Here is a 12,342-nt window from a genome sequence, read left to right as displayed (position 1 = left end):
AGGGAACAGTCACCGTCCGCGAAGCTGACATGGGTGGTTAGGTAAGGCTATCCTGCGGCCATGCGAGAGTCGGTGGGGCTGACGGGCGCCGGGTTGCGGCTGGGGTACCACGGGCGGTTGGTGGTGGACGAGGCCGGGCTCGGGATCGTGCCGGCGGCGGTGACTGCGTTGGTGGGGCCGAACGGGAGTGGGAAGTCGACGCTGCTGCGGGCGATGGCGCGGTTGCACAAGCCGGACGCGGGGACCGTGCGGTTCGCGGACGGGGAGGACGCGCTGGCGCTCTCGCAGAAGGAGTTCGCGCGGAAGGTGACGCTGCTGTCGCAGTCGCGGCCGACGCCGAACGGGGTGAGTGTGCGGGATGTGGTCGGCTACGGCCGGCACCCGTACCGCGGGCGCTGGCGCAGCGACGACCCGGACGGCAACGCGGCGATCGAGCACGCGATGGACGTCACCGGGGTCACCGCGATGGCCGAGCGGGCCGTCGACGAGCTGTCCGGTGGTGAGCTGCAGCGCGTCTGGCTGGCCACCTGTCTGGCGCAGGACACCGGCGTCCTGCTGCTCGACGAGCCGACCACCTTCCTCGACCTGCGCTACCAGATCGAGATCCTCGACCTGATGCGCGATCTCGCCGACGAGCACGGCGTCGCCGTCGGCGTCGTACTGCACGACCTGAACCAGGCGGCCGACGTGGCCGACCGGATCGTCCTGCTCGACCAGGGCCGGGTCCGGGCGACCGGTACGCCGGCCGAGGTCCTGCAGGCGGCCGCGTTGACCGAGACCTACGGGATCCGGATCGACGTCAGCACCGACCCGGACACCGGGCGGATCAGCACCCAGCCGGTCGGCAGGCACCTGCACCGGCACATCCTCCAAGACATCTGAGGTTTCGATGAGAAGAGTCACCGTCCTGGCCGCGAGCCTGCTGCTCGCGCTGACCGCCTGCGGTACGAGCGAGCCGGCGGCCGAGCCGCAGGCGGACAGCTCCGCCGCCGCCCAGCCGGTCTCGGTCACCGACGCCCGGAACAAGAAGATCGACCTGCCCAAGCCGGCGACCAAGGTCGTCGGCCTGGAGTGGGGCGTGATCGAGAACCTGATCACGCTCGGCGTGCAGCCGGTCGGCGTCGCCGACGTGAAGGGCTACACGACCTGGGTGACCGCGGCCAAGCTCGACGCCGGGGTCAAGGACGTCGGGACCCGCGGTGAGTCCAGCGTCGACGCGATCGTTGCCCTGAACCCCGATCTGATCATCACCACCACCGACGAGTCGGCCAGCACCATCGCGCAGATGGAGAAGGCCGCGCCGGTCCTGGTCGTCCGCGGTGCGGACGCCAAGAACGCGATCCCGCAGATGAAGAAGAACCTGGAGCTGGTCGGCGCCGCGATCGGCAAGTCCAAGGAGGCCGCCGAGGCGAACGCCGCCTTCGACCAGGCCGTTGCCGACGGCAAGAAGAAGATCGCCGACGCGGGCAAGGCCGGCGAGGGCTTCACGATGGCCGACGGCTACAAGGAAGGCAGCACGATCTCGATCCGGATGTTCACCACCGGTTCGCTGCTCGGCGCGGTCGCGGTCGAGCTCGGCCTGAAGAACAACTGGACCGGCTCCGGCGACCCCGACTACGGCCTGGCCCAGACCGACATCGAGGGTCTGACCAAGCTCGGCGACGGCAGCTTCCTGTACATCGCCTCCACCGCCGACGGCGGTGACGTGTTCGGCGGCGACCTGTCGAAGAACGCGATCTGGAAGAACCTGCCGTTCGTGAAGTCCAACAGCGTGCACCGCCTGTCCGACGGCATCTGGATGTTCGGCGGGCCGAAGTCGACCGAGCAGTTCATCGACGCCACGGTGCAGGCAGTCACCTCTTGACCCAGCTGACCACCGAGCGGCCGCAGGTCGCCGAGGCCCTCCAGCCGGTACGACGGATCCGCGTCGCCGGGGTGTTCGTGATCGCCCTGGCCGCGGTCGTCGTACTGGCCGCGGTGCACATCACCCAGGGCACCTCGTCGGTCGGCGCCGGGGATCTGCTCCGGCTGGTGATCGGCCAGGGCACCGACAACTCGGCGAACGTGCTGATCGCGTCGCGGCTGCCGCGGCTGCTGGCCGGCGTACTGGTCGGTCTCGCGCTCGGTGTCGCCGGTGCGGGCCTGCAGTCGCTGGCCCGGAACCCGCTCGCCTCGCCGGACACCCTCGGCGTCAACGCGGGCGCGTACCTGGCGGTCGTGGTGGTCGCCGCGTTCGGGATCAACCTGCCGGTGCTGCCGGCCGGCGGGGTCGCGTTCGCGGGCGGGCTGGCGGCCGCCGTACTGGTGCTCGCTCTGTCTGCTGGTGGTACGTCGGGGCCGACGCGGTTGATCCTCGCTGGGTCGGCGGTGGCGATGGCGTTGTCCGGGGTGACGACGCTGCTGATGCTGCTGCGCCGTGAGGAGACGGTCGGCACGTTCGCGTGGGGGGCCGGGACGCTCGTCCAGACCGACCTCGACGCGGTCGGGCAGATGACGCCGATCGTCGTGGTGTCGCTGGTCGCCGCGCTGTGGCTGGCGTCGCGGCTCGACATCCTCTCGCTCGGCGACGACACCGCATCGGTGCTGGGAGTTCGCGTACGCCGTACGCGGGTGCTGATCACGCTCGTCACGGTCATGTTGTCGGCGGCGGCTGTGACGGTGGCCGGGCCGGTCGGCTTCGTGGGACTGGTGGCGCCGGTGCTCGTGCGGCTCGTCGCGCCGCTGGTGCCCGGGCTGATGCGGCATCGGGTTCTGCTGCCGCTGTCCGGGCTCGCGGGGATCCTGGTGGTGCTCGCGGCGGACGTCGTACTGCGCGCTGTGCTCGGTGGGCAGGCCGGCGTGGAGATCCCGACCGGCATCATGACGATGCTCGTCGGCGCGATCGTGCTGGTCTGGCTCGCCCGCCGGTACCGCGACTCCGGCCCGAGCCGTACGCCGGCCGGTGCGTCCTCGGGGCTGCGGAGCCGGCGTACGTTCGTCATCGTCGTCGTGGTGCTGTCAGTGCTGCTCGTCGGCGCTTTGGTGCTGGCGATGCTCGCGGGGGACGCGTTCCTTCGCACCGGCGACATCGTGAACTGGGTCAACGGCCGATCCGGCCGGGCGATCACGTTCGTGCTCGACCAGCGCTTCCCGCGGGTGCTGTCGGCGGTGCTGTGCGGCGCCGCGCTGGCGATCGCCGGCGCGACCGTACAGGCGGTCTGCCGCAACCCGCTGGCCGAGCCCGGCATCCTCGGCATCACCGGCGGCGCCGGAGTCGGCGCCGTCGTCACACTGATGCTGGTCCCCGCGGCCGGCATCTGGCTCCTGTCCGGCGTCGCCTCCGCGGCCGCGCTGGGCACCTTCGCGCTGGTCTACCTGGTCTCCTGGAGGGGTGGGCTCAGTTCGGACCGGCTGGTGCTGATCGGGGTCGGCGTCTCGTCGGCGACGACCGCGGTCATCACCTTCGTCATCGTCTACACCGACCCGTGGAACATCTCGATGGCGATGACGTGGCTCTCGGGCAGCACGTACGGGCGGACGCTGCCGCAGGTGATCCCGGTGACGGCGGCGCTGCTCGTTCTCACGCCGGTGGTCGTGCTCGCTCGGCGCGAACTCGATCTGCTGTCGCTGGACGACGATGTGCCGCGGATCCTCGGCGTACGGCTGGAACGGACGCGGCTGCTCGCGCTTGCTGCTTCTGCGCTGCTGACCTCGGCGGCTGTGTCGGCGATCGGTGTGGTCGGTTTCGTCGGTCTGGTCGCGCCGCATGCCGCGCGGGCACTGGTCGGCGGACGACACTCGCGGCTGCTGCCGGTGGCGGCGTTGCTTGGCGCGGTGCTGGTTTCCGTGGCCGACTCGCTTGGGCGCACGCTGCTGGCGCCGGCTCAGATCCCTGCGGGGCTGCTCACCGCGATGATCGGGGCGCCGTACTTCGTGTACCTGCTGTGGAGAACTCGCACGACGAAGCTGTGAGGTCCTTCTAGGCTTGGTGCATGGAGCTTGCCTCGGCGCTGCGGCTGGTGGTGCGGGATCTCGAGCGGACCGGTGGGCCGGCGCTGCGGGTGGCGGACGAGTCGGTGACCGCGGATCCGGCGTACGAGTCGGTGGTGCTGTTGTCGGCGCAGTGGCCTGCGCGGACGGGATTGCTGGCGCCTCGGGAGATGAGTGGCGCTGAGCTGGTGCAGCATGTGGCGGATCAGGTGCAGGAGTTCGTGGTGGAGGAGTTGTGGCTGGCCGGACGGTCGACTAGCTGGCCGGAGTGTGAGGAGCACCCAGGGACGCATCCACTGGAGGCGCAGTTGGTGGAGGATGCGGCGGTTTGGGTGTGCCCGAAGTCGGGACACACCGTTGCCGATGTAGGGGAGCTCAGCTGAGCTTGGCGGCGGCCTTCTTGGCCTGCTTGTACTCGCGGACCTTGAGGAGGGAGTCGGCGTCGACGACGTCGGCGACCGAGCGGTAGCCGTCGAGGGCGTAGTCGCCGGCGGCGGCTTCCCAGCCCGCGGGCTTGATGCCGAGCTGCTTGGCGAGGAGGGCGACGAAGATCTGTGCCTTCTGCTTGCCGAAGCCGGGGAGCTCCTGGACGCGCTTGAGGAGCTCCTTGCCGGTGTCCGGTTCGGTCCACAGGCGGGTGACGTCGCCGTCGTACTTGGACTCGATCAGCGCCGCGAGCTCCTGCAGGCGGGCCGACATCGAGCCGGGGAAGCGGTGGATCGCCGGGGGAGTGCTGCAGAGCGCCTTGAACTCCTCGGGGTCAGCGGCGGCGATCGCCGCCGGGTCGAGGTTGCCGAAGCGGCTGAGGACCTTGTAGCCGCCGCGGAAGGCGTGCTCCATGCCGTACTGCTGGTCGAGCATCATGCCGACCAGGACGGCGAACGGGTACTGGTCGAGGACCTTGTCGGCCTCGGGTTCGTTGGCGATCTGGAAACCCATGAGGCCATCGTCGCACGCATCCTTCCCGCTCGGGCCTGCGGGCGGGCACACTGGGAGCTCCACGTGGCCTGATTCTCGGAGGTTCTGATGAGCGAGCCCGACTACACGCGCCTGCCGGACCCGATCCGCATCGAGGACACGGTCAGCACGCACCCGGGGACGCCGGTGCTGGAGCCTGAGGGCGGGCGGAACGTGGAGCAGGACATCGCGACGGGGGTTGTGGGCGGCTGACCCAACTCCTGCCGTACGCCGCACGCGTGCGGGTTAACCCGTGGATCTCGGCCGGTTTCCGGTGGGCGTGCGGGCGCGGGCCTATGCTCGGCTGGGCGGCTACGGGAGGGGTTTGGGTGGATATTCGGGATCTGGACCGGCGGGCTGGTGCGGTGCTCGGGGAAGTGGTGATGCAGGTTCGGGCTGAGCAGCTCTGGTTTCCGACGCCCTGTCCGGACTGGACTGTGCGCGGGCTGCTGCGGCACATCGTGAGTGACAACGAGGGGTTCGCGGCTGCGGCGGCGAACGGGTCGGCTCCGGTGCAGACCTGGAACGGGGGGCGGCTGGGGGACAACCCGGCCGGGGCCTACCGGCGGTCGAACGTGAAGGTGGCGGAGGCGTTCGCCGATGGTGGGGCGCTGGACCGGCCGATCGAGGTGCGGGAGTTCGGGACGTTTCCGCGGCGGGTGGCGCTGACGTTCCACCAGCTCGACTGCGTGGTGCACGCGTGGGATCTGGCGCGGGCGATCGACGTACCGTACGAGCCGCCGGTGGACATGGTGGAGATGGCGCTCAGTCTCGCGCGGCGGATTCCGGACACCGAGGGGAGCCGGGGGCCGGGGGCTGCGTTCGATCGGGCGGTGAAGGTGCCTGGTGAGGCCGGCGACTTCGAGACCTTGCTCGCCCTGCTCGGCCGCAACCCGGACTGGGTCTCACCGCTCGACTGAAGCTCACCGCCGGCGCGAGCTCACCGCTCGATCGAGGCCGAGGTGACCACCCCGCTGGTGTGGAAGCGGTTGCGGTAGGCGCCGGGGCTGATGCCGAGGACCCGGGTGAACGCCCGCCGGAGCGTCTCAGCGGTCCCCAGGCCCGTACGCCGGGCGATCACGTCCAGCGGATCCGTCGTCGCCTCGAGCAGGTGCTGCGCCGCCTCGACCCGGACCTTCTCGACGAAGCGGCCGGGCGTCGTACCGACCTCGTCGTTGAACAGCCGCGTCAGATGCCGCTCACTGACGCCGGCCCGTGAAGCGAGCGCGGTCAAGCTGTGGTCTCCGGCCGGGTCGACGGTGATCGAGTCGAGCACACCCCGCACCAGCTCGTGCCGCGCCTGCCCGGCGCTCAACCGCACGCTGAACTGCGACTGACCACCAGGCCGCTGCAGAAACACCACGAGATGCTTGGCGGCCAGCCGCGCCACAGCAGATCCGAGATCGGCCTCGACGAGCGCCAACGCCAGATCGATCCCCGACGTCACCCCGGCGGACGTGATCACCGGCCCGTCCTGCACGAAGATCGCGTCGCTGTCCACCCGTACGGCGGGAAACCGCAGCGCGAGCTGGTCGGCGAGCTCCCAGTGCGTCGTCGCCCGCCGCCCGTCGAGCAACCCCGCCGCGGCCAGCGCGAACGCCCCCGCACAGACGGACGCCGTCCGCGACGACTGAGCCGACAACGCCCGGATCGAGGCCAGCAATCCCGCATCGCTGATCGTGTGCAACCAGTTCGGCCCACCCGGCACCACCAGCGTCGCACCCCGCGCGTCGACGTCGGCCAGGCTCACGTCGACGCCCAGCCGCGTCCCGGTGTTGGCGACCACATCGCGACCGTCCGGCGAAGCGATCACCGACCGGTACGCCCCGCCGCCCTGCTCGTTGGCGACCGCGAAGACCTCCAGCGGCCCGGTCACGTCGAGCAGCCGGACCCCGTCGTACACGACCACCACGACAACGCGTTCCACGACAGCAGTATGCGTGTCCGGATCCGTGGGCCACCCGTCCGGATCGCCCGTACGCCGGACGCCCGCGCCGCGTCACGCTGGAGGAAACCGACCGAAGAAGGAGGCTGACCACAGTGATCGCAGGGATCGAGATCCCGGACAGCAAGCTCGCCACCGCGGCGACCGAGCTGGTTCGCGACGTGACCGACGACCTGGTGTACGACCACTCGCGCCGGGTGTACCTGTTCGGCGCGCTGCACGGCCGCGACCTGAGCTACGACCCGGAGCTGCTGTACGTCGGGGCGATGTTCCACGACCTCGGCCTGACCGCCGGGTACCGGGATTCCCAGCAGCGGTTCGAGATCGACGGCGCCGACGCGGCCGCCGACTTCCTGCGTGGCAACGGCATCGCCGACGCCGACGTGCAGGCCGTCTGGACGGCGATCGCGCTGCACACGACGCCCGAGGTCCCGCTGCACATGCAGCCGGAGATCGCGCTGGTCACCCGTGGCGTCGAGGCCGACGTGCTCGGGCTCGGCCTGGACCGGATCACCGCCGCCGAGCGGGCGGAGATCGTTGCCGCGCACCCGCGTCCGGACTTCAAGAACCGGATCCTGCACGCGTTCACCGAGGGCATCAAGCACCGCCCGGCGACCACCTTCGGCAACGTGAAGGCCGACGTGCTCGACCGGTTCGTGCCTGGGTTCGAGCGGACCAACTTCGTCGACGTCATCCTCGGCTCGGAGTGGCCGGAGTGAGGTAGTCACGCAGCTCGATCGCGTCCGGTTGGGCCGCGGCGGCCTTGGCCAGGACGCCGCGGAACGGCCGGGAGGTCATCGTCGCGGTCATCAGGTCCCGGGCGCGGATCCCGAGCGCGGTCCTCGGCATCGCCATCGCGATCCCGCCCGGCGGCAGGGCGCTGCGCTGTACGACGTACTCGCGCATCACCTCCTGGTACGCCGGGAACGCGCGCCGATGATCGTTGCTCGCGGCAAGCTCCCCGGCGAGCACGTACGCGCCGACCAGCGACATCGCCGTCCCGTGCCCGGCCAGCGGCGACCCGCAGTACCCGGCGTCGCCGAGCAGCACGACCCGGCCGCGCGACCACTCGGGGACGACGACCCGGCTGGTGCTGTCGAGGTAGAAGTCATCGGCGGCGTCCATCCCGTCGAGCACCTCTCGGGTGTACCAGCCGGCACCTCGAAAGACCTTGCGCAGCAAGGCTTTCTGCGCCGGGAGGTCGTGCCGGTCGAAGGTGAGCTCCGGCGACCGGAAGCTGAGCAACGCCCGCACGAACCGCGGATCGTGATCCGGCCGCAGACCCACCCACCGGCCCCCGGGCGAGCTGTGGACCTTCATCCACCCGTCCAGGTCCTCGGGCACCCGCATCGTGAAGTACGACCCGTACCCGCCGAGGTGCTGCACGAACTCGCGCTCCGGGCCGAACGCCAGCGCCCGCACCCGCGAGTGCACCCCGTCCGCCCCGACGACGAGATCGAAGTCCCGCACGGTCCCGCTCCGGAACGTCACCCGTACGCCGTCCGCCGACTGCGCCAGCCCGGCGATCGAGTCGCCGTACAGGTACTCGACGTCCGGCGTCGCCGCGAGCAGGATCTCGGACAGGTCGCCGCGCAGGATCTCGATCTCGGCGACCGGCCCGGCGCCGTCGAGCAGCTCGGCCGGCAGCGCCGCGGCGCGCTTGCCGTTGGCGCGGACGTAGGCCATCCCCTTCTCGTGCAGCTGCCGCGCCTTGACCGCGGGCATCAGGCCCATCCGCTCGATGACGTCCCGCGCGACGCCGCGCAGGTCGACGGTCTGCCCGCCCGGCCGCGGCGCGGCCGCGAGCTCGACGACGGTCGGCGTGAACCCGGCGCGCTGCAGCCAGTACGCGAGGGCCGGCCCGGCGATCCCGGCGCCACTGATCAGTACCTTCATGGTGTCTCCCTGGGGGTAGTGCGCTGTACGGTGTACGCAGCACGATGCCGGACCGGCTCAGGCGCCGTCCACGTGCACTAGGGCACTCCTGAGGAGGGCAGATGACAGCGCCGTACCAGCAGATCGCCGCCGCGCTGCGGCTGCGGATCAGCACCGGCGAGCTCGGGCGCGGTGAGCGCGTCCCGTCGACGCGCGAGCTGATGCGCGAGTACGGCGTCGCGATGGCGACCGCGACGAAGGCGCTCACGACGCTGCAGGCCGAAGGGCTCGTGCACGCGCGGCCCGGCGTCGGCACGGTCGTCGGGCCGGCCCGGCGGACGGCGGCCCGGGCCGGCGAACCGGCGCTCAGCCGCGACGAGGTGGTCCGGGTCGCGATCGCGCTCGCCGACACCGAGGGGCTCGCCGCGCTGTCGATGCGGCGGATCGCGAGCGAGCTGGGCGTGTCGACGATGGGGCTCTACCGGCACGTCGGCGGCAAGGACGCGCTGGTGCTGCAGATGGTCGACCGGGCGCTCGCGGACTTCCCGCTCCCGGCCGACGAGCCCGCGGACTGGCGGGCGGCGATCGAGGCCGCTGCGCGGTTGCAGTGGTCGGCGTACCGGAGGCACCTGTGGCTCGCGGGGGCGGTGACGATCGGTCGGCCGCAGCTGCTGCCGAGTCTGCTGTCGCACACCGACGTCGTCCTGCGGGCGGTCGGTGGGTTCGGGGTCGACCCGAGTACGGCGATGTACGCCGCGATCACGGTGTTCGGGTACGTGCGCGGCGTCGCGCTCAACCTGGAGGCCGAGGCGCTGGCCGAGCAGGACACCGGGATGACCGCGGACGAGTGGGCCGGTGAGCAGGCGGAGCGGCTCGCCGTACTGGCTGGTGGACTGGCGGGGTTCCGGGCGCTGGGGGAGGAGTTCGACTTCGACTTCGATCTGGACCAGTTGTTCGAGTTCGGATTGCAACTGGTGCTCGACGGGCTGGGCGCGCGCCTCGAACCGGTACGGGCGCGGCTACGCTGAGTGTCGTCGACCGAAGGGTGGAGGTGGCGATGGATCCGGTGTTCGCGCCGGGCGTGCCGATCGCGGTACGCCGGTTGTTCGAGCGCAGGCCCGAGCTGTTCGTGCCCGCCGGTCAGCCGCGGCCGAAGCGCAGTACGTCGTGGTCGGAGGCGCCCGGCAACACCTTCGGCACGATGCTGGTCTGGCTCGCGGTCTGCGTCGGCGGCTGGACGCTCGCGGTGATCGTCCTGGCGCTCACGCTGCCGACCGACGTCGCGGCGTGGGCCGCGGTGTCACTCGCTGTCGTCGCGGTGGTCGCGACCGGCGGGATCGTGGTCCGGTCGGTGGTGGAGGACGGCGGGCGCAAGCAGGTCCGGCAGCAGCACGGAAAGTACCTGCTGGCCGAGGACTTCGACGAGCCGTCGGGCAAGCTGCTCGGGCGGGCCCAGCGAGCCGTGAAAACGGTGCTGGGGGCAACGGTCACGCAGCGCGGACTACTCGACGAGATGCAGAACGAACTGGTGCTGCCGGAGCAGCTGTGGGACATCGGCCAGGTGCTGCACGAGCAGTCGGTCCTGCGGGCACGGCAGCAGGAGGTCGCGCGCGGGATGGCGACGGCGGAGCTGGAGGCGGTGCTCGGCCCGCAGCGGCGGGCGCTGTCGCGGTCGGTCGATGCGACCAAGCGGAAGGTTGAGCTGCTGGAACAGTACGCCGACCGCGTGCGCTCCGCGGACGCTGCGCTGCGCGCTGAAGCGGCGCTGGAGGACGGTGACCGCTACATCGAGCTGCTCGCGCGCACGGAACCGGCGGGGGACACGGCGCTGGTCCAGGGGTTCTCGGACGAAGCGGCCGCGCTGAAGGACACGTTCACGAGGTCGATCAACGCGGCGAGGGACGCCGGCCGCACGCTGGCGCTGCCCGAGTAACAGGCGCGCCGCCCGCCCCTCGTCTTCTCCCCTCCCAGTCGCGCGCAGCGCGACGGGGGTGGTGGGACTAGGCTGCTGCAATGACGCGCACTGTGATTGTTGCCGGGGGCACCGGTGGGCTGGGTGGGGCGGTGACGGCCGAGCTGCTGGCCGGTGGGTGGCGGGTCGTCGTACCAGGTCGTAGTGAGGAGTCGCTCGCCGCGCTCGGGGCGAACGAGCGACTCGCTCCGGTGCTCGCGGATCTGTCGGACCCGGCCGGTGCGGCCGATGTCGTCGCGCTCGCGACCTCCGAGGAGTCCGCGCCGCTGCACGCGCTGGTGAACCTGGTCGGCGGGTTCGACTCGGGCAAGCGCGTCCACGAGACGCCGGTCGAGGACTTCGAGCGGCAGCTCGCGCTCAACCTGCGCCCGCTCTACCTGATCACCCAGGCCGCCGTCCCGCACCTGATCGCCAACGGAGGCGGCGCGATCGTCTGTACGTCGAGCCAGACCGCGCTCAAACCGTTCCCCGGCGCGGCCGGCTACATCACCTCGAAGGCCGGCGTGATCGCCTTCGCCGACGCCCTCGCCGTCGAGTACGCCGCCGACCACATCCGGGTGAACACGATCCTGCCCGGCACCATCGACACCCCCACCAACCGCGCGTCCCGCCCGAACGCCGACACCACCCACTGGACCCCGCCGAGCCGGATCGCCAAGGCGATCCACTTCCTGGTCGACTCCGACGCGATCACCGGAGCTCACATCCCGGTGTGAGCGGAGCGGGCAAGCTCCCCGCCCACCGGCCCGGTCCCCGGGCTCCCGTCCCCCGCTCTTCTTTCTCCACCCGCGCCCGAAGGGCGCGGGGTCAGCTCCGCGAGTCGATCAGCAGCTGGATCCCGTCCAGGATCCGGTCCAGCCCGAAGCGGAACGCGTGGTCGGAGTCCATCGCCGCCTGGTACTGCTCGCCCGCCGCCGTCCCCACCCGCCCAGCGACCGGAAAGCGATCCGCCAACCCAGCCATGTACCGGTCGAGCAGCGGCCCAGTGGTCAGCCACCACTCCTCATCGGTCAGCCCGGTCTCCTGCTGCGTCCGCTGATGCTCCGCGGCGCCCCGCGCCGTCCCCTGCACATGGGTGAGGACGAGCGTCAGCGCCGAGTCCATCTCGACGTCACTCAGCCCTGACCCGTCCAGCGGGCGCAGCTCGGCCTCGTACTTGAGCGTGATGTTCGGCCCGAGCGCGCTCCGGATCGCCGGCACCTCGTGGATCCAGGGGTGCGCCATCAGCACCTCCCAGTTCCGCAGCGCGACGAACTCCATCCCCGCCCGCCACCCGCTCTGCCGCGCCGGCTCGTCGACGTCGGCGTACAGGTCGGCGTACACGCTGTCGAACATCAGGTCGGTCAGCTCGCCCTTGCCCGGGACGTGCGTGTAGAGCGACATCGTCCCGGCCTTGAGCTGCTCGGCGACCATCCGCATCGAGACCGCCTCCAGCCCGTTGGCGTCGGCGAGCCCGATGGCCGCGTCGACGATCGCGCGCACGGTCAGCCCGGAGCGCCCGGGTTTGCTGTGACTGCCCCAGAGCAGGGCCAGACTGCGCGCCGGATCGGGCGCCGCGGACTTCTTTGCACTCACCGGGAACAAACTCCAACCGCTCGTCGTTTACCCGATCGTACCTGAGTCG

The 12,342-nt window shown here is 71.2% G+C and carries 14 protein-coding genes; 10 read left to right on the top strand and 4 right to left on the bottom strand.

What is annotated here, in order from left to right; all coding sequences use genetic code 11:
- Positions 1-60: 60 nt before the first annotated feature.
- From AB0M01_RS05500 to AB0M01_RS05485, 4 genes are read left to right on the top strand one after another with little or no spacing between them, the layout of a single operon-like run.
- Positions 61-882, top strand: a complete 822-nt coding sequence (locus AB0M01_RS05500; RefSeq protein WP_363665727.1) for an ABC transporter ATP-binding protein — start codon at positions 61-63, stop codon at positions 880-882.
- Between the two features lie 7 nt (positions 883-889).
- Positions 890-1,864: an iron-siderophore ABC transporter substrate-binding protein gene (locus tag AB0M01_RS05495; protein ID WP_363665725.1), complete on the top strand. Its 975-nt coding sequence runs from the start codon at positions 890-892 to the stop codon at positions 1,862-1,864.
- Entirely contained in the window at positions 1,861-3,951 is a 2,091-nt protein-coding gene (locus tag AB0M01_RS05490; protein WP_363665723.1) for an iron ABC transporter permease, read from the top strand. Before AB0M01_RS05495 ends, AB0M01_RS05490 begins: the two co-directional genes overlap by 4 nt.
- A gap of 20 nt (positions 3,952-3,971) precedes the next feature.
- Positions 3,972-4,352: a hypothetical protein gene (locus AB0M01_RS05485; protein WP_363665721.1), complete on the top strand. Its 381-nt coding sequence runs from the start codon at positions 3,972-3,974 to the stop codon at positions 4,350-4,352.
- Here AB0M01_RS05485 and AB0M01_RS05480 read toward each other — a convergent pair.
- Positions 4,345-4,908 carry an HhH-GPD-type base excision DNA repair protein gene (locus tag AB0M01_RS05480; RefSeq protein ID WP_363665719.1) on the bottom strand — a complete coding sequence of 188 codons (564 nt, stop codon included), beginning with the start codon at positions 4,906-4,908 and terminating at the stop codon, positions 4,345-4,347. The genes AB0M01_RS05485 and AB0M01_RS05480 overlap by 8 nt on opposite strands.
- Before the next feature lie 87 nt (positions 4,909-4,995).
- Between AB0M01_RS05480 and AB0M01_RS05475 the strand changes: the two genes are divergently transcribed.
- Positions 4,996-5,139 (top strand): hypothetical protein, encoded by a 144-nt coding sequence (locus AB0M01_RS05475; protein ID WP_363665717.1) that lies wholly within the window; start codon positions 4,996-4,998, stop codon positions 5,137-5,139.
- A 116-nt stretch (positions 5,140-5,255) separates the two neighbouring features.
- A complete protein-coding gene (locus AB0M01_RS05470; protein ID WP_363665715.1) occupies positions 5,256-5,846 on the top strand; it encodes a TIGR03086 family metal-binding protein in 591 nt (196 codons plus the stop codon).
- A gap of 20 nt (positions 5,847-5,866) precedes the next feature.
- Here the strand turns inward: AB0M01_RS05470 and AB0M01_RS05465 are convergent, their stop codons facing one another.
- Positions 5,867-6,853: a DJ-1/PfpI family protein gene (locus AB0M01_RS05465; RefSeq protein ID WP_363665714.1), complete on the bottom strand. Its 987-nt coding sequence runs from the start codon at positions 6,851-6,853 to the stop codon at positions 5,867-5,869.
- 113 nt (positions 6,854-6,966) lie between these two features.
- On the opposite strand from AB0M01_RS05465, the gene AB0M01_RS05460 reads away from it, so the two are divergent.
- A complete protein-coding gene (locus tag AB0M01_RS05460) occupies positions 6,967-7,590 on the top strand; it encodes an HD domain-containing protein (RefSeq protein WP_363665712.1) in 624 nt (207 codons plus the stop codon).
- Here AB0M01_RS05460 and AB0M01_RS05455 read toward each other — a convergent pair.
- Positions 7,562-8,767, bottom strand: coding sequence for an FAD-dependent monooxygenase (locus tag AB0M01_RS05455; protein WP_363665710.1), 1,206 nt, complete (start codon positions 8,765-8,767; stop codon positions 7,562-7,564). The two genes, AB0M01_RS05460 and AB0M01_RS05455, sit on opposite strands and share 29 nt — an antisense overlap.
- 101 nt (positions 8,768-8,868) lie before the next feature.
- Here AB0M01_RS05455 and AB0M01_RS05450 point away from each other — a divergent pair, with 101 nt between their 5' ends.
- From AB0M01_RS05450 to AB0M01_RS05440, 3 genes are all read left to right on the top strand, one after another.
- Positions 8,869-9,774 carry a GntR family transcriptional regulator gene (locus tag AB0M01_RS05450; RefSeq protein WP_363665708.1) on the top strand — a complete coding sequence of 302 codons (906 nt, stop codon included), beginning with the start codon at positions 8,869-8,871 and terminating at the stop codon, positions 9,772-9,774.
- A gap of 29 nt (positions 9,775-9,803) precedes the next feature.
- Positions 9,804-10,679, top strand: a complete 876-nt coding sequence (locus AB0M01_RS05445) for a hypothetical protein (protein WP_363665706.1) — start codon at positions 9,804-9,806, stop codon at positions 10,677-10,679.
- An 80-nt stretch (positions 10,680-10,759) separates the two neighbouring features.
- On the top strand, positions 10,760-11,434 hold the full coding sequence (locus AB0M01_RS05440; protein WP_363665705.1) for an SDR family NAD(P)-dependent oxidoreductase: 675 nt from the start codon (positions 10,760-10,762) through the stop codon (positions 11,432-11,434).
- A 91-nt stretch (positions 11,435-11,525) separates the two neighbouring features.
- Here the strand turns inward: AB0M01_RS05440 and AB0M01_RS05435 are convergent, their stop codons facing one another.
- Positions 11,526-12,293 carry a TetR/AcrR family transcriptional regulator gene (locus tag AB0M01_RS05435; RefSeq protein ID WP_363665703.1) on the bottom strand — a complete coding sequence of 256 codons (768 nt, stop codon included), beginning with the start codon at positions 12,291-12,293 and terminating at the stop codon, positions 11,526-11,528.
- Positions 12,294-12,342: the final 49 nt, after the last annotated feature.

This window comes from Kribbella sp. NPDC051770, assembly GCF_040681455.1.
In the GTDB taxonomy this organism is placed as follows: Bacteria; Actinomycetota; Actinomycetes; order Propionibacteriales; family Kribbellaceae; genus Kribbella.
The sequence above is the reverse complement of the archived record's forward strand: the minus strand, read 5'-3'. Positions and strand labels throughout refer to the sequence as shown.

Excerpts from the sequence above, each read along its gene's own strand:
- AB0M01_RS05500 (WP_363665727.1), top strand. The coding sequence starts at position 61 with ATGCGAGAGTCGGTGGGGCTGACGGGCGCCGGGTTGCGGCTGGGGTAC.
- AB0M01_RS05495 (WP_363665725.1), top strand. The coding sequence starts at position 890 with ATGAGAAGAGTCACCGTCCTGGCCGCGAGCCTGCTGCTCGCGCTGACC.
- AB0M01_RS05485 (WP_363665721.1), top strand. The coding sequence starts at position 3,972 with ATGGAGCTTGCCTCGGCGCTGCGGCTGGTGGTGCGGGATCTCGAGCGG.
- AB0M01_RS05480 (WP_363665719.1), bottom strand. The coding sequence starts at position 4,908 with ATGGGTTTCCAGATCGCCAACGAACCCGAGGCCGACAAGGTCCTCGAC.
- AB0M01_RS05475 (WP_363665717.1), top strand. The coding sequence starts at position 4,996 with ATGAGCGAGCCCGACTACACGCGCCTGCCGGACCCGATCCGCATCGAG.
- AB0M01_RS05455 (WP_363665710.1), bottom strand. The coding sequence starts at position 8,767 with ATGAAGGTACTGATCAGTGGCGCCGGGATCGCCGGGCCGGCCCTCGCG.
- AB0M01_RS05450 (WP_363665708.1), top strand. The coding sequence starts at position 8,869 with ATGACAGCGCCGTACCAGCAGATCGCCGCCGCGCTGCGGCTGCGGATC.
- AB0M01_RS05445 (WP_363665706.1), top strand. The coding sequence starts at position 9,804 with ATGGATCCGGTGTTCGCGCCGGGCGTGCCGATCGCGGTACGCCGGTTG.
- AB0M01_RS05440 (WP_363665705.1), top strand. The coding sequence starts at position 10,760 with ATGACGCGCACTGTGATTGTTGCCGGGGGCACCGGTGGGCTGGGTGGG.